This is a genomic window from Achromobacter sp. SX5, assembly GCF_056711425.1.
Map to the genome: position 1 here is coordinate 779,740 of NZ_CM160041.1, position 22,114 is coordinate 801,853.

The window sequence follows — 22,114 nt, forward strand, 5'->3', positions numbered from 1 at the left end:
TTGGAGCCCCCATGGCTAAGAAAGAAAGCGTTCAGAAACGACTCCAGAAGGTCCGTCCGCCGCGCGTCCAGTTGACCTACGACGTGGAAAAGGGCGACGCGATCGAACAGAAAGAGCTTCCCTTCGTCGTGGGCGTGGTGGGCGATTTCAGCGCGCAGTCCGAAGCCGAGCTGCCGCGCCTGAAGGACCGCAAGTTCGTCAATATCGACGTGGACAACTTCGACGACGTGATGCGCGGGCTGGAGCCGCGCGCCGCCTACCGCGTGAAGAACCGCCTGACCGACGAGGGCGGCACCTTCGGCGTGGACCTGAAGTTCCGCTCCATCGAGGATTTCCGTCCCGAGGCCGTGGTGCAGCAGATCGAGCCGCTCAAGGAGCTGCTGGAGATCCGCACCAAGCTGGCCGACCTGCGCAACAAGCTGGCGGGCAACGACAAACTGGAAGACCTGCTGGGCGAAGTGCTCAGCAGCACCGAGAAACTGCAGCAACTGACCAGCGAAGCCGGCAAGGACGGCAAGGGAGGCAGCAATGAGTAATTCCGCCGCCGCGCAGAACGCGTCCGCGCCGGCCGCCGAGGCCGAATCGGGCCTGCTGGACCAGATCGTCGAGCAGAGCCGCGTCGCCAAGTCCAGCGCCGAACACGACCGCGCCAAGGACCTGATCGGCGAACTGGCGCGCGAAGTCATGAAGGGCACCGTGATCGTCTCCGACAACCTGTCGGCGATGCTGGACGCCCGGGTGGCCGAGCTGGACCGCCTGATCTCGGCCCAGCTGAGCGAGGTGATGCACGGCGCCGAATTCCAGAAGCTGGAAAGCACCTGGCGCGGCCTGCACTACCTGTGCCAGGAGAGCAACACCGGCCCCATGCTCAAGATCAAGGTGCTCAACGTCACCAAGCGCGACTTGGTGCGCGACTTCCAGACCGCGATCGACTTCGACCAGAGCCTGATGTTCAAGAAGGTCTACGAAGAAGAGTTCGGCACCTTCGGCGGCTCGCCCTTCGGCGCGCTGCTGGGCAATTTCGAGATCACGCGCCAGCCCGAGGACATGTACTTCATCGAGCAGATGTCGCACGTGGCCGCGGCCTCGCACGCCCCGTTCATCGCCTCGGCCTCGCCCGAGCTGCTGGGCCTGGACAGCTTCGCCGACCTGGGCCGCCCGCGCGACCTGGCCAAGGTGTTCGACACGGTGGAATACACCAAGTGGCGCAGCTTCCGCGATTCGGAAGACTCGCGCTACGTGGGCCTGACCATGCCGCGCTTCCTGGGCCGGCTGCCCTATGACCCGAAGGAGGGCACCTCGGTCGAGGGCTTCAACTTCGTCGAGGAAGTCGACGGCACCGATCATGCCAAGTACCTGTGGTGCAACGCCGCCTGGGCCTTCGGCGCGCGCCTGACGGCGGCGTTCGCGGACTTCGGCTGGTGCGCGGCGATCCGCGGCGTCGAAGGCGGCGGCCTGGTGGAGAACCTGCCCACCCATACCTTCAAGACCGACGACGGCGAGATCGCGCTGAAGTGCCCCACGGAGATCGCCATCACCGATCGTCGCGAAAAGGAACTGAGCGACTTGGGCCTGATCCCGCTGGTGCACTGCAAGAACTCGGACTACGCGGCCTTTTTCGGCGCGCAGTCGGTGCAGAAGGCCAAGAAATACAACACCGACAGCGCCAACGCCAATGCGGTGCTGTCGGCGCAGCTGCAATACATATTCTCGGTATCGCGAGTGGCCCACTACCTGAAGGCCATGATGCGCGACAAGATCGGCAGTTTCGCCTCCGCGCAATCGGTCGAAAGCTTCCTGAACCGCTGGGTCTCGCAGTACGTGCTGCTGGACGACAACGCCAATCAGGAGCAGAAGGCGCAGTTCCCCCTGCGGGAGGCATCGGTGCAAGTCGCCGAAGTGCCGGGTAGCCCCGGCGTGTTCAGGGCCGTGGCGTTTTTGCGGCCTCATTTCCAGCTCGACGAGCTTTCGATTTCGCTGCGCTTGGTCGCGGAGCTGCCGGCCCAGGCCCAGAAGTCGTAAGCGCCTAGGCTGGATTCGATGATTTTTTACTGGAGAGGCTATTAATGAAGGACATCTACGTCAAATTCGGCAATCCTGCGCTCAAGGGCGAATCCCAGGACAAGGACCACCCTGACTGGATCGAAGTCGGATCGTGGCGCCACGAGATCATTCAGCCGCGTTCGGCTACCGCCTCGACCTCGGGCGGCCACACGGCCGAGCGCACCGAGCATGGCGAGATGGTCTTCACCAAGGACCTGGACGTGGTCAGCCCGCTGCTGTATCAGCACGCCTCGGGCGGCACCACCTTCGACGAAGTCACCATCGACTTCCTGCGCGCCGACGGCGAGGGCAACCGCGTCAAGTACCTGGAAATCAAGCTCAAGTACGTGATCATCTCGCGCGTGGCCCCCGAGGTCGTCAGCGAAGGCCTGCCGCATGAATCGTTCTCGCTGAAGTACGCCGCCGTGCAGTGGAAGTACACGCAGCAGAAGGTCGGCGGCAACCAGGGCGGCAACTCCCAGGGCGCCTGGAGCCTGACCAAGAACGACAAGACGTATTCGGTCTGAACCTGACCGCGTAAGACGGTAAAGGCAGCGGCCCGCCGCGGGCCGCTGCCTTTCCTGAATGAGGTCCGCATGAAAGGATTCGAACCGAGCCTGTTCGACAAGCTGTTCGACGGCGACGGGCAAGCGCCGCATGCGCTGCGGCGCCTGTCGGTGGAGGAAATCAAGGAAACCGTCGCGCGCGACATCGAGGCCCTGCTCAATACGCGCATGGTCTTCACCGAGGAATCGCTCAAGCGCTATCCGAACTGCCAGCGCTCCATCCTCACCTATGGACTGTCCGATTTTTCCGGCCTGAGCCTGGCCAGCCATTACGACCGCGAATTCATCTGCCGCTCGCTGGAACAGGCGATCGCCCGCCACGAGCCGCGGCTGACGCATGTGCGGGTCATGCTGCAGGTCGATGGCCGCGCCACGTCGGTGCTGTATTTCGCGATCACCGCGATGCTGGACGTGGGCCCGGCGCATGAGCCGGTGACCTTCGATGCGACGCTGCAGCCGTCCACTTTGCAGTATTCGGTGAGCAAGGGCTGGGCCAAGGCCGCGGCCGCCGCCTGAACCAACAACAGAACACGCGGGCGCCGGCGCCACGCCGCCGGCGGAGAAGGGAAAGATGGAAGAACTGCTGCCATATTACGAACGCGAACTGGGTTTCCTGCGCAGTTCGTCGCGCGATTTCGCGCAGCGCTATCCCAAGATCGCCGGGCGGCTGGGGCTGTCGGGCGAGACCTGCGAAGATCCGCACGTGGAGCGGATGATCGAGTCGTTCGCCCTGCTGGGCGCGCGCATCAACAAGAAGCTCGACGACGACTATCCGGAGTTCACGGAAGCATTGTTCGAGGTGATGTACCCGCATTACCTGCGCCCGTTTCCTGCGTGCTCGGTGGCGCAGTTCGACATGGGCGGCGTGGCCGCCCAGTTGACCGCGCCGGTGCGCCTGCCGCGCGGCACCGAGCTGAAGTCCCATGCCGTGCGCGGCGTGGCCTGCCGTTTCCGCACGGCCTACGACGTGACGCTGGCGCCGGTGGCGATCCGCCAGGCGGGCTTCGCGTCCACCGCCAACGCGCCGTCGTCCACCTCGCTGCCGCCGGGCGTGACGGGCCGGCTGTCGCTGACCCTGGCCTGCCTGGCCGAGACGCAGAACTTCTCCACGCTGGCCGTGGACAGGCTGCGCGTCTATCTGCACGGCGAACCGTCCTTCGTCGCGGCGCTGCGCGACTGCCTGTTCCTGCGCACGGCGGCCGCCTACACGGAGACGCAGCCCGGCCGCTGGAACCGCCTGGCGCAGGCGCCGCTGGCGCAGGTGGGCCTGGCCGAAGAGGACGCGCTGATCGATTTTCCCGCCAGCTCGCATCCGGCCTACCGGCTGCTGGCCGAGTATTTCGTCTTCGCCGAGAAATTCAATTTCGTGGACATCGACCTGGCGGCCTTGCGGCCCGCCCTGGGCGCGGTCCGCGAATTCACGCTGCATCTGCCGGTCGCCGGCCTGCGCGCCGACTCCAATACGGCGCGGCTGCTGGAATCGGCGTCCGCCGACAATTTCCGGCTGGGCTGCACGCCGGTGGTCAACCTGTTCGCCCAGCGCGCCGACCCCATCCGCGTCACGCACGCCGCGGCCTCTTATCCGGTGGTGGCCGACGCGCGCCGCGCCTATGGCTACGAGGTCTATTCCATCGACCGCGTGCGCCAGGTGCGCCAGAACGCCAGGGGCGATTCGGTCGTCGAATTCCGGCCCTTCTATTCGCTGCACCACGGCGAGACGCCTGACGGCGCCAGCCACTACTGGACCGCGCGGCGCGACGCGATGGTGGCCGAGCGCAGCCCGGGCTACGAGATGGAGCTGTCCATCGTCGACATCGATTTCGATCCGTCCGTGCCGCAGACCGAAACCCTGAGCCTGGAGCTGACCTGCACCAACCGGGACCTGCCCTCGCACCTGGCGGTGGGCCAGCCCGGCGGCGACCTGTTCCTGGAGGGCGGCTCGGTCGCGCGCGAAATCCGCATGCTGCGCCGTCCCACCCATACGCATCGCTTCCAGCAGGGCCGCGCGGCGCACTGGCGCCTGATCTCGCACCTGGCGCTGAACCATCTGTCGCTGGTGCAAAGCGGCCTGCCGGCGCTGAAGGAAACGCTGCGCCTGTACGACCTGTCGCACGCCGCGGTGGCGGCCCGCCAGATCGAAGGGCTGGTGGGGCTGGACTACAAGCCCGCCACGCACTGGATGCCGGGCGAGCCGTTCGCCACCTTCGTGCGTGGCATCGAGATCCGGCTCACGATCAATGAAGACAATTTCGTCGGCACCAGCCTGCATGCCTTCGTCGCGGTGCTGAACCGCTTTTTCGGCCTGTACGTGCACGCCAACAGCTTCGTGCAGCTGGTGGTGCTGTCGCGCCGCGGCTCGGAAGAAATCCTACGGTGTCCCCCATGCAACGGCGACGCGATCCTAGCGTAATCGAGGCGCTGCTGGCCGAGCCGCAGCGCTTCAAGTTCTTCCAGGCCGTGCGCGTGCTGGAGCTGTGGTTCGCGCGCCAGGAGGGCACGCGCGCGCGCAACGCCGTGCCGGCCCACCTGCGCTTCCTGAATTCGTCTTCGCTGGGCTTCCCGGCCAGCGAGATCGCCGGCCTGACGGCCTACGACAAGGACGGCCAGGCGCTGGACGACGCGCAGGCGCGCCTGGCGGCGCTGGCCGAAGGCAAGCTGGGGCGGGTGGAGATCGAGCCGGCCTTCTTCGGCCTGCTGGGCGCGCAGGGCGCCTTGCCGCTGCATTATTCCGAGATTCTGAGCCACCGCGAAAGCGCCCGGCGCGACCGCGGGGCGCGCGCGTTCTTCGACATCTTCTCGAACCGCGCCGCGGCGCTTTTCTATGCGGCCTGGAAGAAGTACCGCATGCCGCTGCGCCACGAGACCGAGCAGGACCATCACTACCTGCCGCTGTTGCTGGCGCTGGGCGGCATCGGCCATCCGGCCCTGCGCGACCGCCTGCACGCGGGCCAGGGCCAGGTGTACGACGAATCGCTGGCCCATTACGCCGCCGCGGCGCGCCAGCGCCCGGTGTCGGCCGCCTACCTGCAGCGGGTGCTGGCCGATTACTTCCAGGTGGACATCCGGGTCGAGCAGTTCGTCGGCCGCTGGTACCACGTGCCGCCCGAGCATCGCACGCGCCTGGGCATGCCGGGCGCGGTGCTGGGCGTGTCCGCCATGGCGGGCGATCGCATCTGGCAGCGCGACATGCGCATCCGGCTGTGGATCGGCCCGCTGTCCAAGGCCGCGTTCGGCGATTTCCTGCCGGGCGGGGCGCGCGCGCAGGCGCTGGAGAAGCTGCTGACCATGTTCGGCGGCATGAGCTTCGAATACGAGGTGCGGCTGGTGATGGCCAGGGCGGACGTGGCCGGCAGCATGCTCGGCGGCGACGGCGGCGCCGGCGCGCGCCTGGGCTGGAACTCCTTTCTCTGCACCGAACCCGCGGCGTCGGATCGCGACGACGCCAGCTACGAACTGCACACCATTCACTAGAACAAGCACCATGGCCACACCCCTGAAAACCCTGATCGGGAAACTGAACCAGACCTGCCGCCAGGCCGCCGAGCGCGCCGCCAGCCTGTGCATGGCGCAAGGCCATTACGAAGTGGACCTGGAGCACCTGTTTCTGGCGCTGCTGGAAAAGCCCGCCAGCGACTTCAGCATCGTGGCGCGCCGCAGCGGCATCGACGCCTCGGCGCTGGAGGCCGACCTGAACGCGGAAATCCGCGGGTTCAAGAACGGCAACACCCGCACGCCGGTGTTCTCGCCGCACCTGCCGCGCTTGTTCGAACATGCCTGGCTGATCGCGTCGCTGGACACGCAGACCACGCGCATCCGCTCCGGCCATCTGCTGCTGGCGCTGCTGACCGAGCCCGACCTGGCCCAGCTCGCGCGGCGCGGCTCGCGCCTGTTCGAATCGTTCCGGCTGGAAGAGCTGAAACATGACTTCGCCGCGCTGACGGCCGGCTCGGAAGAGGCCGGGCAGTCGGTGGCGCTGGGCGAGGGCGCGCAGCAAGAGCCGGCGCCGGCCGCCGGCCTGTCCAAGACGCCGGCGCTGGACCAGTACACCGCCAACCTGACCGAGCGCGCGCGCGAAGGCAGGATCGACCCGGTCATCGGCCGCGACGCCGAGATCCGCCAGATGATGGACATCCTGACCCGCCGGCGCCAGAACAACCCCATCCTGACCGGCGAGGCCGGCGTGGGCAAGACCGCGGTGGTCGAAGGCCTGGCGCTGCGCATCGTGGCCGGCGACGTGCCGCCGGCGCTGGCCGGCGTGGCGCTGCGCACGCTGGACATGGGCCTGCTGCAGGCCGGCGCCAGCGTCAAGGGCGAATTCGAGAACCGTCTGAAGAACGTCATCGACGAGGTCAAGCAAAGCGCCACGCCCATCATCCTGTTTATCGACGAGGCCCACACCATGATAGGCGCGGGCGGGCAGGCGGGCCAGAACGACGCGGCCAACCTGCTCAAGCCGGCGCTGGCGCGCGGCGAACTGCGCACCATCGCCGCCACCACCTGGAGCGAATACAAGAAGTACTTCGAGAAAGACGCCGCGCTGGCGCGGCGCTTCCAGGTGGTCAAGGTGGAAGAACCCAGCGAGACGCTGGCCGCCAGCATGCTGCGCGGCATGGCGCCGCTGATGGAAGCGCACTTCGGCGTGCGGGTGCTGGACGAGGCCATCGTGGCGGCGGCGCGCCTGTCGCACCGCTACATCAGCGGCCGCCAGCTGCCGGACAAGGCGGTCAGCGTGCTCGATACCGCCTGCGCGCGCGTGGCCCTGGGCCGCAGCGCCACGCCGGCCCTGATCGACGAGGCGCGCCACCGCCTGGCGCGCCTGGAAACCGAGCGCGCCGCGCTGCGCCGGGAGGCCGCCGCCGGCGGCTCCCAGGGCGCGCGCCTGCGCGAGCTGGACGAGGAAATGGACGCCACGCGCAAGACGCTGGCGGAATCCGAGGCGCGGCTGGCCCAGGAAAGCGAGCTGGTGCGCCAGATCCACGCGCTGCGCGTAGAGCTGGAGACGGCGGGCGAGGAGGCCGCGCCGGAGCCGGCCGCCAAGCGCCGCGCCGCCAAGGCGCCCGAACCCACGCCGGCCCAGGCGCAGCTGGCCGCGCTGCAGCAGGAGCTGCGCGCGCTGCAGGGCGAAACGCCGCTGGTGCCGGCCTATGTGGACGCCCAGGTCATCGCCGAGATCGTCTCGGCCTGGACCGGCATACCGCTGGGCCGGATGGTCAACGACGAGATCCGCACCGTGCTGGAACTGCAGCCGCTGCTGGCCGAGCGCGTCATCGGCCAGGACCACGCCCTGCACGCCATCGCCCAGCGCGTGCGCACGGCGCGCGCCGGCCTGGAAGATCCCAACAAGCCCAAGGGCGTGTTCCTGTTCGTCGGCCCCTCGGGCGTGGGCAAGACCGAGACCGCATTGGCGGTGGCCGACGTGCTCTACGGCGGCGAGCGCAAGCTCATCACCATCAACATGAGCGAGTACCAGGAGGCCCACAGCGTTTCCGGCCTGAAGGGTTCGCCGCCGGGCTACGTGGGCTACGGCGAGGGCGGGGTGCTGACCGAGGCGGTGCGCCGCCAGCCCTACAGCGTGGTGCTGCTCGACGAGATCGAGAAAGCCCATCCGGACGTGCTGGAGCTGTTCTTCCAGGTGTTCGACAAGGGCGTGATGGACGACGCCGAGGGCCGCGAGATCGACTTCCGCAACACGCTCATTATCCTGACCTCCAACGTCGGCTCGTCGGCCATCATGCAGGCCTGCCTGAACAAGAGCGCCGAGGAACGGCCCGGCCCCGAGGCGCTGCAGGAACTGCTGGCGCCGCAGCTGTACAAGGCCTTCAAGCCCGCCTTCCTGGGCCGCATGAAGACCATCGCCTACTACCCCGTGGACGACGACGCGCTGGCCCGCATCATCGGCCTGAAGCTCGGCCGCATCGCCGAGCGCGTGCAGGCCAATCACCGCGCCGTGTTCGAATGGGACGAGGCGCTGGTCGAGGCCGTGCTGGCCCGCTGCACCGAGGTGGACACGGGCGCGCGCAACGTCGACCACATCCTGAACGGCACGCTGCTGCCGCAGATCGCCGAGCAGGTGCTGAGCCGTATGGCGCAGGGCGAGGCCATCGCGCGCATCCGCGTCACCGCCGGCAAGAACGGCGACTTCCGCTACCGCCTGACCTGAACCCGGAGCCGCCGCCATGCCCCAGGATTCCTCCGGACTTTCCCGCCTGTCGACCGCCGGTATCGAGCAGGCCAACCGTCTCCTGAACCTGAGCACGCCACTGGGCGAAAACCGCCTGGTGGCCGAGACGCTGTCGGCGCGCGAGCAATTGAGCGCGGGCGCCTGCCGGCTGGACCTCACGGCGCTCTCCGACGACGCCCATATCCCGCTGAAAGCGCTGCTGGGCCAGCCCGTGACGCTGCGCCTGCAGACCGCGCTGGACCGCGCGCAGCCGCGCATCTGGCACGGCCACGTGACCGCGGCGCAATTCCGCGGCGCCAACGGCGGCCTGGCGCGCTACGGCCTGACCGTGGAGCCCTGGCTGGCCTTTCTGCGCGCCCGCCGCGACAGCTTCGCCTATCAGGACAAGACGGTGTTCGACATCGTCGAGAGCATTTTCGGCGACTACAACGGGCAGGGCACGCTGGCGCCGCAATGGCGCTGGGACGTGAAGGACCGCGCCGCCTATGCCAGGCGCAGCCTGACCATCCAGTACCGTGAAACCGATTACGCCTTCGTGGAGCGCCTGCTGGCCGAAGAAGGCCTGTTCTACTGGGTCGAGCACCAGGCCGACGGCCACACCCTGGTCATCGCCGACCACAACGGCGCGTTCCAGCCCGGGCCGCAGGCCAGCGTGCGTTTCGCGCGCGCCGATGTCACCGAGACACAGGACAGCATCCAGCAATGGAGCCAGCGCAAGCGCTGGCAGACCAATGCGGTGCGCCTGGCCAGCTGGGACTACCGCAGCGTCCAGGCGCGGCCGGTGGCGGCGCAGGCGCAGATGGAGGCGCATGCCGATGCGCAAGCGGGCGCCATCGAGCTGGCCTGCAACGACTACCCCGGGCAGTACGCGTACGAAGACGGCGCGCAGGGCGAACGGCTGGCGCACAACGCGCTGGCCGCCATCCGCGTGCGCGAGCAGAGCTACGAGGGCGCGGGCACCGTGCGCACGCTGGCGCCGGGGCAGCGCTTCGAGCTGACCGGCCATTACCAGCAGGGCGGGCCGTCGGCCTATGTGGTGATCGCCATCGACCACCAGGCCCGCAACAACTTCGACGCCGACCTGGGCCGGGCGCAGGGCGGCGGCGCGGACGCACACGATCGGGCGGACTTCTACCGCAACACGTTCACCTGCATCGGCATGGAGACGGAGTTCCGCCCGGCCACGCGGGACGGCCATGGCGAACGGCTGCATCCGCGCCCCACCGTCTTCGGCGCGCAGACCGCGCTGGTGGTGGGCGCGCAAGAGCCGGTGCATACCGACCGCGACCATCGCGTCAAGGTGCAATTCCATTGGCAGCGCGGCAAGGCCGCCAGCAGCCGGCTGGCGCATCCGTCCGGCGACGAGAACGCGCCGGCCGCGGACGAGCTGGGCGCCTGGGTGCGCGTGGCCGAACCGGTGGCCGGCGGCGACTGGGGCGGCCATTTCGTGCCGCGCGTGGGCCAGGAAGTGCTGGTGGAATTCCTGCATGGCGACATCGACCGGCCCGTGGTGGTGGGCGCGCTCTACAACGGCGAAGGCGCCGAGGACGCGCCGCACAACCAGGTACAGGCGGGCGCGGCCAACGCCACCGGCAATGCGCCGGCCTGGTTCGCCGGCGGCAGCGACGGCCACGCGCACAACGCGGTGATGTCCGGCTTCAAGACCCAGGCCCTGCCGGCCAGCGGCGCGGGCACCGGCGGCTACAACCAGCTGGTGCAGGACGACACGCCCGGACAGGCGCGCCTGACCGCCTCCACCACGCAGGCCGATACGCGCCTGAACCTGGGGCACATCAAGCAGCAGCGCGACAACGAGCGGCTGGAAGACCTGGGCCACGGCGCCGAGCTGTCCACGCGCGAGTCCATGGCGCTGCGCGCCGGCGCCGGCCTGCTGATCAGCGCCGACCTGCGCGAGAACGCCGAGGGCGCGCTGCTCGACAGCGCCGAGGCCGCCAGGCAGATCGAACGCGCCATGGAATCGGCCAGGGAGCTGGCCGACATGGCGGCCAGGCAGAAGGCCGTGCTGGAAGACGATCCGGAAACCGTGCCGGCGCAGGACGCGCTCGAACACGTGCTGGAGGTGGTGGAAGCGACGCAGGAAGGCGCGGGCGATTCGTCCGGCGAGCCGGTGGCGGCCTACAGCGAACCCCATGTCCAGGTCAGCGCGCCCAGCGGCATCGGCCAGTACACGCCGGCCGACGCCTTCCTGGCGGCGGGCGGCACCTTCGCGCAGGTGGCGCCGGACGTGAACTGGGTCAGCAGCGCCAACGTGGCGCTGGGCGTGGCCGCCGGCGCGGTGCTGTTCACGCTGGGCAACCCGCCTTCGGGCGCGCGCGCGGTCAAGGACCAGGGTCTGCGCCTGCACGCCGCCGGCGGCAGGCTGCGGCTGCACAGCCAGGACGCGAAGATGGCGCTGTCCGCGGAGAAGGCGGTGACCGTCTCGTCGTCCGCGGCCAGCGTCACGGTCGAGGCCAAACAGCGCCTGCTGGCCACCGCGGGCGGCGCCTATCTGCGGGTCGAGGGCGGCGGCATTCAGCTGCATGCGCCGGGCAAGGTGGAATTGAAGGCGGGGGTGCACAGCTGGGTGGGGCCGGAAAGCAGCCAGCCGAATCTGGCCTTCAGCGAAGCCGGCCCCTTGTGCGAAGCGCGCGTGCGCGGCGCGGCCCAGCGCGGCGGCGCCGTGGTGCCGCTGAGTTGAACGGGCGTTGCGAGAGGAGGGCGGCATGCTCGATTACCAGGCGTTCGACGCTTTCGGCTTCGGTCTTATCCAGGACGAGCGCGCGCGCGGCGTGCCGGCGTTCGTTCAGCCGGAGGTCCTGGTGCCGCCGGCGCTGCGGAAGATGCCCGGCCTGATGCCGAGGCTGGTGGACCTGTCCGCCATGCAGGCCGTGCACAAGGCGCAGGTCCTGGCGGGCCTGAACCAGGCGGTTGTCGATGACGAGGAATTCTGGCTGGGCCTGTTGCTGCAATCGGACCGGCAAGTCGACGCCGTGGCCGCGCATTGCCGTTCGCGCATGATCGTCGACATCGACGGCCAGGGGCCGTGCTTCTTCCGTTTCTTCGATCCGCGCGTGCTGGCGCAACTGCCGTGGATCCTCGACGCGGCGCAACTGGCCTGGCTTTGCGGGCCGGTGCAGCGCTGCATGTTCCGCCTGGACGGGGCGTGGCAGGCGGTGGACCGGCCGGATGCCGCACCGTCGCCGCGCCTGCGCCTGAGCGCGGAACAGTCGTTCGCGCTGATTCATATGCAGGCGTTGAACGAAGTGCTGGCCGGCCTGGAAACGCTGGCGCCGGACGGGCGCGTGGCCCTGGGTCAGGCCGTGATGGGGCATTTCCGCGCCGCCCGGGACCTGGGGCTGAAATCGCTCGAGGAGCGCAAGGCGTTCGCGCGGCATGGGCTGGAGGTGCATCCGGCCTTCCATCGCCACGAACGGGTGCGCGCCTGCCTGGCGGCCATGCGGCCGGAAGATGATTATCCGTATCTGGCCGCGGTCCAGGATCTGTCGGACAAAGACTGGGCCGCCGTGCGCGCGGATATGGAACGAACTGGAGAGCCCGATGGCCGATGAAGTAAAGAACTGCGAAAGAAGGCGTTCGTCGCTGGATTGCGGCGAGGATTGCCCGTTTCACCGTATCGGCCTGCCCATCATGCCGCTGCGCTATGCGGTGCTGAAGAACGACGCGATCTTCCCCGCGCTCGATGGCGACCTGGACATGCCCGAGCTGCGCGAACGGCCGCTGGGCGAGGGCGCGCGCTATGGCGTGCGTCTGCTGCGCACCGGCTATCTGTACGTCTACGACGAAGCGCGCTCCGAGCTGAAAGGCTATTACGTCAACGAGAACGCCACCCTGTACAACTTCGACCTCGACAAGCCGGTGGAAGATTGCGACCGGGCGTTCACGTGCGCCTCCCAGGACCATGAGGCCAAGGCGTCGTTGCTGACGATTCCCAACGCCAGGAACGCGACCTTCGTCTGGCTCGCGTTTTCGGACGTGCAATGGACCAAGGACGTCTGCAAGGCCCACAAGGGCAGAAAGGGCGCCGAGATGCGCCAGCGGCACATGTTCAAGTTCGACGTGCAGGCCTGGCTGAGCGGCAAGAAGCACCCGCAGGCCAAGAGCATCAAGACCTTGAAGGACACGGTGGCCGATTACGTGGTCCACCGCAAGCGCGAACTGGACCCTTACGGCAAGCAGCAGCTGCTGGGCTGGAGCACCGTCGGCTACTACAACGTCAAAGGTTGGATGGGCGAGCCGATCGAGGACGCGGCCGAGGCGTTCTCGCCGGGCAACGGGCTGATGCTGGCCTTGCCGGACGGCACGGGAATCCTGCAGGACATCGCGCGGCTGATGCGCATGCGTTTCGATGATTTCGTCTCGAACAAAGAGGACCTGCGGCCGCTGACCGTGTCGAAGTCCATCGAGTCGATCAGCGAGATCGTCATGCAGTCCGCGGAAAGCGACTTCCTGCGCCGGCGCGGCCAGGATGCGACCAACTATTCCGTCTACGGGACCACCACCCCGCACATGGCGGTCGGCCCGGGCGGCGCCGGGGCCGAGGGCCTGGCGGTGGGCCAGTTGCTGCTGGACTGGCTGATGCCGGAGAACCGCGAGGGCCGCCTGGCCGAGGCCGACAATTACCGCCATCCGACCGAGGAAGAGCGGCGCAAGGTGCGCTGGGACGCCTGGAGCAAATACTTCGACAACTACGACGAGAACGCCCGCAGGGCGTGGCAAAGCGGTTTCGACGACCGCCTGGCGAAGTTCGACGCCGGGATCATCGTGCCCATGGCCAAGGCGCACGTGGCGTGGATGACCTGCGAAAACACGCTGGAGTCGTTCCAGTGCAATTACGACGCCAACAATGCCGACAGCGGCGAGGTCTACCAGACCGTTCTCGCCCTGTGCATCGACGGAACCCAGGACAAGCGCGTCTGCTTCCAGTTGTACGCCGACTGGCTGCAAGGGAACCCGGAGGACACTCGCAACATCGTGCTGCGGGCCATGTTCCACAACCAGGACTTCGTGGTCAAGAAGGTCGTCGAGGCGCACGAGGCGGCCGTCGACTGGAAGGGAATTCCCTGGAGCAATCTGCACGAGGCCTACAAGACCGGACTCAAGGTGCTGAGCGAAGGCCAGATGGACAAGACCGCACGCCTGCTTGAACAGATCATGGGGCCGCTGGTGCACGTCCTGAGGCTGGGCGTGGATAGCGCCGTCGCGCGCAGGCTGGCGATGTATATGGGGCTGCTGTCGCGCCAGGACGTGGCGATCGTCGAGGTCGAGGGCGGCCGAAAATCATTCCGCGCCGCGCTGATCCGGGAAATCATGCGCCAGCATGGCGGCAGGGTGGACCTGCGCCAGATGGAGCGCGCGGTGGCCGAAGAGTTGCGCCGCCTGGAAGTGCGCGGCGAACAGATCGAAGGCAGCGACAAGAAGCGCTGGTTCATGCTCGTGGACAGACAGGCCGCCGCCAGCGTGCCGGCGGACATGCGGGCCGGCGACCGGGCCCGGGCGCTGGCGCAGACGACCATGACGATCGAGCAGTACGAGGCCAGGGAGTTGTCGCGCTGGCGCACGACGATCAATACCGACGTGCGGCTTGGCGTGGTCGGCTGCGTGTTCCAGACGGTGGCGGTGTACAAGCTCTGGAGCGACCTGGAATCGGCCATGCCGCACGAGCGCAGCGACGCGAGCTGGAAATTCGTGGTCGGCATCGCTTCGGCCGGCGGCTCGGTGGCCGACGTGCTGGGCGCGGCGCTCAAGGCCAGGGCCGCCGGCGGCATGCGCCTGGGCGTGGGCGTGTCTCTGGACGCCACCGGCTCATTGCTCGCCCGCTGGGGAAGCCGGGTCGGGGTCGTCACCGGCGTCATCATGGCGGTGTTCGATTTCAAGTCGGCCACGGACCAGTTCGTGATCGAGAAGAACGGCCTGATGGGCGGCCTGTACGTCGCCTCGGGTATCCTCAGCCTGATCGTCATCAGCGCCTTCGCCATGTCGGCCACGCTGGTGGGCCTGATCGCGGCGGTGTTCCTGATCATCGTGGCGGTGCTGATCGAGAAGTTCAAGGGAAACAAGATCGACGAGTGGCTCAAGCGCTGCCTGTGGGGCAAGCTGCAGGGGCAGCCCGGCGCCGACTATTACTACGGGGTGCAGCAAGAAATGAACAGCCTGCGCGTGGCGCTTGGAGGCTCGTGATGGATTTCACGGGCCTGATGTCCAGGTTTCCCGACAATCGTCCGCTTTCGGAATTCGACCGCGAACACCGCCTGTCGCAGAAAAAGCGCCTGGACGTGGCGCCGCATGCCGAGCTTTGCGTCGTCAGGATGAATTCCAACGCCCTGCTGTCGGTGGACCGCTGGTACGGCTGGCGCGGCTTCATCGCCTTGATCGGCGGCATAGGCGTGGCCTTCGGCGTGGGCGGCATCCTGATGCTGGCCTGGATCCTGCTGGCGCACGACCTGCCCAACGAAAACGGCCTGTGGGAGGGCATCTTCATCAGCATGGCGATGTGCGCGGCGCTGGCCGCGGCGGGGGCGTGGGTCGCGTGCAAGGAGATGTTCCGCTGGACCTGGTACCCCATTGCGCTGGACCGCAAGCGCCGGCTGGTGCACGTATTCCGGCTGGACGGCAGTATCCTGACCGCGCCCTGGGACAAGATCTATTTCACCCTGGGCCGGGGAAAGGGCGCGATGGGCTGGTTCAACTGGGATATCCGCGGCCTGATCCTGGCCCGGGACGGCGTCACGGTCGAGGAGACTTTCGCCTTCAGCATCGCCACGGGCCGCATCGAGAACGCCCATGCCCACTGGGAATTCCTGCGCCGCTACATGGAGGAAGGCCCGCAGGCGGTGCAGGACGCGGTCCTGTACTGCATGCCGGTGGACGGCAAGCGCGAGAGCTTCGCCTTCTCCAAGGAGCGCGTGTTCGCCAACGACGCGCGCGGCCCCGGCTTCATGTACCTGACCTTGATTCCGTTCAACTACCTGCACGCCATCATGCGCTGGATGGTGATGCAGACCAGCAAGATCCCGGCGTTTCCCCCCGAGATCGAGGCCACGCTGCAGCCCGAGCCTGGCGACAAATACGTGCGGGACGCGTCGATGAATCCCGAGGACCTGCGTTAGGGAGCCAGTGTGACTATCCGAAAGCTGGCCGGAGAGATAACAGACCTGAACAAGTCCAGCCGCCGCCGCGATTTCGTGCTGAGCCGGATTGGCGCAGGCACTGAGGGGTTTGCATGGGCTGCCAGCCTGTCCGGCATGGGTGGCGCCGCCGTCGCCGTCGCGAATCTGGACACCACCGAAACGGCCGATTACGTGGAATTCACGCTGGACGGAAAGCCGTTGCGCGGCTGGTTCTGGAGGTTTCCCTTCAGCGATGGAGATACGGTCGAGGTCGTGGCCGAGGCGTTGCAGACCGGGCTGTGGTCAGCGCTGGGAGTTCGCCGCGAATCGGACGGTTTGGTTGCGGTCCATCCGCATTGCTTCGAGGGGCGATGCTCGCACTATCTTTCGACCTTTCGCGTTTGGGCTGCCATCATGGGGTTTACGTTCATCGTCATACTGATCTTCGATCTAATCCAGGCAGTGAACCGGGGCAATTTTAGCTGGAGCGCACAAGCTTGGGGGTATGCCGGCTACTTCGGCTACATGCTGCCTGGCCTGTTCGGTGTCAGCGTTTTCTTTGCATGGCTTGCCGGACGCAAGACGGAAGGGTTCGCCCGATTCGCTGAAATCGTGTTTCGAGGTTTCGGCTGGGCCAATCCCGGCAGATTGAATCTGCGCGTGATATCCAAAAAGAAGCGAAAACCGGGCGATGGCCGCGACTACGGTCTGCGCTATTTCAGATACTGACATGCTGACCGGCTGGTATCCGACGTTCAAGCTCGACCGCCCATTGGAGCCTGAAGAAAAGCAGCTGCACCTGGCTTATAAAACCGCGCAGCCGTTCGAGCCCGACGACGCAATTGGAATGATCCGATTCAATTCGGCCTTCCTGGAGTTCGTGAACCGCACGTTCAAGGTGAAGGGCATGGCGGCCACGCTGTTGTCGGGCGCAGCGGTGATCGGCTTCGTGCTGTTCAATGCGATCCTCGCCGTGGCTTCCTACAAGACATATGCCATGGGGGCCTACACGCTGCAGGAGACTGTCCTGGCGACGGTTTTCATGACCGTGCTGACTTTCGGGCTTGCCTGTTTTTTCTGGCGCATTTATCTGCGCAAGGATCTCTTCACCTACACGCACTACCCCGTCCGCTTTGACCGCAATACCCGGCAAGTCCACTTTTTCGTGCATGACGGGCCTGGCGGCACGGTCACGGTTCCCTGGGGCGATGCCTCCGTGTTCTTTCACATCGGGCGCGGCGCTCAGGACGGCAATCTTCGCGATCTGCGTTGCCACGTGCTCAGGAACGATCGGGTGATGCAGACGTTTACCGTGGGCCATTACTGGCGCCATGAAAACCACGTGCGCGCGGAATGGGAGCTGATCCGCCGGTATATGGAGGACGGGCCGCAGAAGGCTTTCGACAACGAACAGGACCGTGTCATCACCCTGTCTGTGCGCGGCACCTGGATCAACTCCTACATGTGGGTTTGCCTGGCACTGGGAACAGGCCTGTTCAAGATCAGATTCCTGCTGTTCCCGGTCTACGGCCTGCTCACCGTGAGCCGCTGGCTGACCTTCAAGAGCTGCCGCGCGCCGGTCTGGCCGCCCGAGGTGGAGGCGGGCTGCGCCATCGAACCCGGCGATCCGTACCGGTTGGCGGAGCCGGCGTTCATGGGCGAGTTCGCGCGGGACCGGGCAATCTACCGGCGCGCGGCCGAACGGCATCGGCAGCGGCAACGCTGGAAGTAGCGGAGCCGGCGCTGGCCGGCCACCGGCAGGCGGGGTTTTGCGCTAGGATTAGCCGCAGCAATTTCCCGCCGTCCTCTCTGGAGCCCCCCGCATGGCCGACCTCAGCGCCTTTCCCATCACCAAGAAGTGGCCCGCCCGGCATCCCGACCGCATCCAGCTGTATTCGCTGCCCACGCCCAATGGCGTGAAGGTGTCGATCATGCTGGAGGAAACCGGGCTGCCCTATGAGGCCCACCGGGTCAGTTTCGATACCAAGGACCAGTTCTCGCCGGAATTCCTTTCGCTCAGCCCGAACAACAAGATTCCGGCGATTCTCGATCCCGATGGTCCCGAGGGCAAGCCGCTGGGCCTGTTCGAGTCGGGCGCCATCCTGATCTATCTGGCCGGCAAGACGGGCAAGTTCCTGCCGGCGGATACGGCGGGGCGCTACGAGACGCTGCAGTGGGTCATGTTCCAGATGGGCGGCATCGGGCCGATGTTCGGCCAGCTGGGCTTTTTCCACAAGTTCGCCGGCAAGGACTTCGAGGATAAGCGTCCGCGCGACCGCTACGTGGAAGAGTCCAAGCGCCTGCTGGGCGTGCTGGACAAGCGGCTGGAAGGGCGCGACTGGGTGATGGGCGACGAATACACCATCGCCGACATCGCCATCCTGCCCTGGGTGCGCAATCTGGTGGGCTTTTACGGCGCGGGCGAGCTGGTGGAGTTTTCCCGCTACAAGAACGTCGGCCGGGTGCTGGAAGCCTTCGTGGCCCGCGCGGCGGTGGCCAGGGGCCTGACGATACCGGCCTGAGCCGCTCATGGAACTGCGCCAGCTGCGTTATTTCGTACGGGTCGTGGAGGCCGGCAGCATCGGCCGCGCGGCCCAGTCCATCGGCATGGTCACGTCGGCGCTCAGCCAGCAGATCAGCCGGCTGGAGGGCGAGCTGGCCACGCGGCTGCTGCGGCGCAGCGCCAGCGGGGTGGAGCCGACCGACGCGGGGCTGGCGTTTTTCCGGCAGGCGCAGCTGGCGCTGCGCCATGCCGACGACGCGGTCCAGGCCGCGCAGCAGGCCCGGCTGGCCGGCCACGTCAGCGTGGGCCTGCCGTCCACCACCGCCGCCATCCTCGGCGCGGCCTTCGTGCAGGCCATGAACCAGCGCTATCCGGATATCCGCCTGCACCTGGTGGAGGCGCTGTCCGGCCATCTGAGCGACATGCTCAACGGCCGCATGCTGGACCTGGCCATCGTGTTCCAGGCCGAGTCGGCGCGCCGCTGGAGCGTGATGCCGCTGCTGGACGAGCCGCTGTTCCTGCTGGCCCGGCCCGGCATGCCGGGGCTGCCGCCGGGCGAAACCACGCGCATCGAGGCCATCGCGCACCTGCCGCTGGTGCTGCCCAGCGGGCGCCACGGGCTGCGGGCGCTGGTCAACCACGCCTACCAGCAGTCGGGCCGCGCGCCGCTGGTGGCGGTGGAGGTCGATGGCCTGCCCGTGCTCATGGACGTGGTGCAGCTGGGCCACGTCGCCACCATCCAGCCCAGTTCGGCCATGGCGCGGATCGCGCCGGGCCAGCTGCACATGGCGCGCATCGACGATGCCCACCTGTTCCGCCCGAATCTGCTGGCCAGCCTGTCCGAGGACGAGCTGTCGCCCGCGGCGCTGGCCGCGCGGCTGGTGCTGGCGGACGTCTCGCGCGCGTTGGCGCGCGAGGGCAAATGGCCGGTGGTGACCCTTCACGATTCATGAAGACCCGTTGACGGCTGGCTGATATCGGCCGGCGGCCGCGCTGGCTACAGTGCGTTCCTTGAAAGAGGAACAACGGCATGGTCGACGTCTTGGTGATAGGAGGGGGCAACGCGGCGCTGTGCGCGGCCCTGATGGCGCGCGAGGCCGGCGCCAGCGTGCTGCTGCTGGAAGCGGCGCCGCGCGAGTGGCGCGGCGGCAATTCGCAGCACACGCGCAACCTGCGCTGCATGCACGACGCGCCGCAGGACGTGCTGGTCGACGCCTATCCCGAGGAAGAATACTGGCAGGACCTGCTCAAGGTGACGGGCGGGCTGACCAACGAACACCTGGCGCGGCTGGTCATCCGCGAGTCCTCGACCTGCAGGGACTGGATGCGCCGCCACGGCGTGAATTTCCAGCCGCCGCTGTCGGGCGCGCTGCACGTGGCGCGCACCAACGCGTTTTTCATGGGCGGCGGCAAGGCCCTGGTCAATGCCTATTACCGCAGCGCCGAGGCGCTGGGCGTGCGGATCCGCTACGAGGCGCCCGTGGATGCGCTGGAGCTGGACGGCGGCCGTTTCGTGGCCGCGCGCATCGGCGCCGAGCGTATCGAGGCGCGCGCCTGCGTGCTGGCGGCGGGCGGCTTCGAGTCCAACCGCGAATGGCTGCGCGAGGCCTGGGGCCAGAACGAGCGCGGCGAATGGCCGGCCGACAACTTCCTCATCCGCGGCACGCGCTTCAACATGGGCGTGCTGCTGAAGTTCATGCTGGACGCCGGCGCCGACGGCATCGGCGATCCGTCGCAGTCGCACTGCGTGGCCATCGACGCGCGCGCGCCGCTGTATGACGGCGGCATCTGCACCCGCATCGACTGCGTGTCGCTGGGCGTGGTGGTCAACCGCGAGGCGCGCCGCTTCTATGACGAGGGCGAGGATTTCTGGCCCAAGCGCTACGCCATCTGGGGCCGGCTGACGGCCATGCAGCCGGGCCAGATCGCGTATTCCATCATCGACGCCAAGGCCGTGGGCCGCTTCATGCCGCCGGTGTTTCCGGGCGTGAAGGCCGATACGCTGCCGGAGCTGGCGGCCAAGCTGGGCCTGGACCCGGTTGCTTTCGAGCAGACCATCCGCCAGTACAACGAGGCCTGCCGCGTCGGCAAGTTCGACCACACGGCGCTGGACGACTGCCATACCGAAGGCCTGACGCCGGCCAAGACGCACTGGGCGCGGCCCATCGACACGGCGCCGTTCTACGGCTATGCGCTGCGGCCCGGCATCACTTTCACCTATCTGGGCCTGAAGGTGGACGACACCGCCGCGGTCCGTTTCAACGACGTGCCCAGCGACAACCTCTTCGTCGCGGGCGAAATGATGGCCGGCAACGTGCTGGGCAAGGGCTATACGGCCGGGGTGGGCATGTCCATCGGCACGGCCTTCGGCCGCATCGCCGGCACCCGGGCCGCCGCCGCAGCGGCGCGCGCCCGGCACAACGCGGAAAGCACGACATGAAGCAACTTGAAGCCCTGGCCCGCGAGGCGCAGTCTTTCCCGGGATCGAAGCCGGCCATGACCGAGCAGACCATACACTGGCATGGCGGCGCCAAGCCGCAGGCCGGCGCGCTGACGGACGACGAAACCGAAGTGGCGCGCGTCATGCAGATCTGCAACGCCTGCCGCTATTGCGAAGGCTTTTGCGCGGTGTTTCCCGCCATGACGCGCCGCCTGGAGTTCGGCAAGGCAGACATCAATTACCTGGCCAATCTGTGCCACAACTGCGGCGCCTGTCTGCACGCGTGCCAGTACGCGCCGCCGCACGAGTTCGCGGTGAACGTGCCGCAGGCCATGGCGCGCGTGCGGGTGCAGACCTATACCGACTATGCCTGGCCGCCGGCGCTGGGCCGGCTGTACAAGCGCAACGGCCTGGCCCTGTCGCTGGCCACGGCCGCCGGCCTGGCGCTGTTCCTGGCCCTGGCGGCGCTGATGGGCGGCGGGCTGCTGCACGAGCCGCTGGCCGGCGATTTCTACGCCGTGTTCCCGCACAACACGCTGGCGCTGATGTTCGGCGTGGTCTTCGGCCTGGCCGTGCTGGCGCTGGGCGTGGGCGTGACGCGCTTCTGGCGCGACGTCAGCCCGGGGGCGGCGTCCGGCGCGGCGGTGGCCGAGGCCGCGCATGACGCGCTGCGCCTGCGCTACCTGGACGGCGGTCACGGCAAGGGCTGCAACAACGCGGACGACGCCTTCACGCTGTGGCGCCGGCGCTTCCACCACTGCACTTTCTACGGCTTCATGCTGTGCTTCGCGGCCACCGGCGTGGCCACGCTGTACCACTACCTGCTGGGGCAGCCGGCGCCGTATCCGTTCTGGAGCGCGCCGGTGCTGCTGGGCACGGCCGGCGGCATCGGCCTGCTGATCGGGCCGGCCGGCCTGCTGTGGCTGAACCTCAAGCGCCATCCGCAGCAGGGCGACGCCGCGCAAAAGCCCATGGACCGCGGCTTCATCGCGTTGCTGTTCCTGACCAGCGCCACCGGGCTGGCGCTGCTGGCCGGCCGCGACGGCGGGGCGATGGCGCTGCTGCTGGCGATCCATCTGGGCGTGGTGATGGCGCTGTTCCTGACGCTGCCCTACGGCAAGTTTGCCCACGGCATCTACCGCTCGGCGGCGCTGCTGAAGTGGGCCATCGAGAAACGCCAGCCCAACAAGCTGCAGCTGGGCTCGGACTGAACGGCCGCGCCGCTTTCCACAATAACGAAACCAGGAGACTTCA

At 67.7% G+C, this 22,114-nt stretch carries 17 protein-coding genes; all 17 read left to right on the forward strand.

Features of this window, described 5'->3' with window-relative positions; all coding sequences use genetic code 11:
* Positions 1-11: 11 nt before the first annotated feature.
* The 17 genes from tssB (at position 12) to tcuB (ending at position 22,071) form a co-directional block, all read left to right on the forward strand.
* A complete protein-coding gene (gene tssB, locus AC1M14_RS03635; RefSeq protein WP_006384072.1) occupies positions 12-536 on the forward strand; it encodes a type VI secretion system contractile sheath small subunit in 525 nt (174 codons plus the stop codon).
* Positions 529-2,022, forward strand: coding sequence for a type VI secretion system contractile sheath large subunit (tssC, locus tag AC1M14_RS03640; RefSeq protein ID WP_479731011.1), 1,494 nt, complete (start codon positions 529-531; stop codon positions 2,020-2,022). Before tssB ends, tssC begins: the two co-directional genes overlap by 8 nt.
* 44 nt (positions 2,023-2,066) lie before the next feature.
* Positions 2,067-2,570 carry an Hcp family type VI secretion system effector gene (locus AC1M14_RS03645; protein WP_006384074.1) on the forward strand — a complete coding sequence of 168 codons (504 nt, stop codon included), beginning with the start codon at positions 2,067-2,069 and terminating at the stop codon, positions 2,568-2,570.
* Positions 2,571-2,639: 69 nt separating this feature from the next.
* Complete coding sequence (gene tssE / locus AC1M14_RS03650) at positions 2,640-3,125, forward strand: type VI secretion system baseplate subunit TssE (RefSeq protein WP_102774070.1); 486 nt, start codon at positions 2,640-2,642, stop codon at positions 3,123-3,125.
* 55 nt (positions 3,126-3,180) lie between these two features.
* Entirely contained in the window at positions 3,181-5,019 is a 1,839-nt protein-coding gene (gene tssF / locus AC1M14_RS03655) for a type VI secretion system baseplate subunit TssF (protein ID WP_111825881.1), read from the forward strand.
* Entirely contained in the window at positions 4,983-6,080 is a 1,098-nt protein-coding gene (gene tssG, locus AC1M14_RS03660; RefSeq protein ID WP_479731012.1) for a type VI secretion system baseplate subunit TssG, read from the forward strand. Before tssF ends, tssG begins: the two co-directional genes overlap by 37 nt.
* Positions 6,081-6,090: 10 nt before the next feature.
* The gene (tssH, locus tag AC1M14_RS03665) at positions 6,091-8,769 is read left to right on the forward strand and encodes a type VI secretion system ATPase TssH (RefSeq protein ID WP_479731013.1); all 2,679 of its coding nucleotides are present in this window, start codon (positions 6,091-6,093) and stop codon (positions 8,767-8,769) included.
* A 16-nt stretch (positions 8,770-8,785) separates the two neighbouring features.
* A complete protein-coding gene (locus AC1M14_RS03670) occupies positions 8,786-11,488 on the forward strand; it encodes a type VI secretion system Vgr family protein (protein WP_479731014.1) in 2,703 nt (900 codons plus the stop codon).
* Between the two features lie 25 nt (positions 11,489-11,513).
* A complete protein-coding gene (locus AC1M14_RS03675) occupies positions 11,514-12,359 on the forward strand; it encodes a DUF4123 domain-containing protein (protein ID WP_479731015.1) in 846 nt (281 codons plus the stop codon).
* Positions 12,349-14,988: a T6SS effector BTH_I2691 family protein gene (locus AC1M14_RS03680; protein ID WP_479731016.1), complete on the forward strand. Its 2,640-nt coding sequence runs from the start codon at positions 12,349-12,351 to the stop codon at positions 14,986-14,988. The genes AC1M14_RS03675 and AC1M14_RS03680 overlap by 11 nt, the downstream gene beginning before the upstream one ends.
* Positions 14,988-15,917 (forward strand): DUF6708 domain-containing protein, encoded by a 930-nt coding sequence (locus AC1M14_RS03685; RefSeq protein ID WP_479731017.1) that lies wholly within the window; start codon positions 14,988-14,990, stop codon positions 15,915-15,917. The genes AC1M14_RS03680 and AC1M14_RS03685 overlap by 1 nt, the downstream gene beginning before the upstream one ends.
* Positions 15,918-15,926: 9 nt before the next feature.
* The gene (locus AC1M14_RS03690) at positions 15,927-16,646 is read left to right on the forward strand and encodes a putative type VI secretion system effector (RefSeq protein WP_479731018.1); all 720 of its coding nucleotides are present in this window, start codon (positions 15,927-15,929) and stop codon (positions 16,644-16,646) included.
* 1 nt (position 16,647) lies between these two features.
* Positions 16,648-17,649: a DUF6708 domain-containing protein gene (locus AC1M14_RS03695; protein ID WP_479731019.1), complete on the forward strand. Its 1,002-nt coding sequence runs from the start codon at positions 16,648-16,650 to the stop codon at positions 17,647-17,649.
* A gap of 91 nt (positions 17,650-17,740) precedes the next feature.
* Positions 17,741-18,439 (forward strand): glutathione S-transferase N-terminal domain-containing protein, encoded by a 699-nt coding sequence (locus tag AC1M14_RS03700; RefSeq protein ID WP_102774062.1) that lies wholly within the window; start codon positions 17,741-17,743, stop codon positions 18,437-18,439.
* Positions 18,440-18,446: 7 nt separating this feature from the next.
* Positions 18,447-19,373 carry a LysR family transcriptional regulator gene (locus AC1M14_RS03705; protein ID WP_209164529.1) on the forward strand — a complete coding sequence of 309 codons (927 nt, stop codon included), beginning with the start codon at positions 18,447-18,449 and terminating at the stop codon, positions 19,371-19,373.
* A 77-nt stretch (positions 19,374-19,450) separates the two neighbouring features.
* Positions 19,451-20,860 (forward strand): FAD-dependent tricarballylate dehydrogenase TcuA, encoded by a 1,410-nt coding sequence (gene tcuA / locus AC1M14_RS03710; protein ID WP_479731020.1) that lies wholly within the window; start codon positions 19,451-19,453, stop codon positions 20,858-20,860.
* The gene (tcuB, locus tag AC1M14_RS03715; RefSeq protein WP_102774059.1) at positions 20,857-22,071 is read left to right on the forward strand and encodes a tricarballylate utilization 4Fe-4S protein TcuB; all 1,215 of its coding nucleotides are present in this window, start codon (positions 20,857-20,859) and stop codon (positions 22,069-22,071) included. The genes tcuA and tcuB overlap by 4 nt, the downstream gene beginning before the upstream one ends.
* Positions 22,072-22,114: the final 43 nt, after the last annotated feature.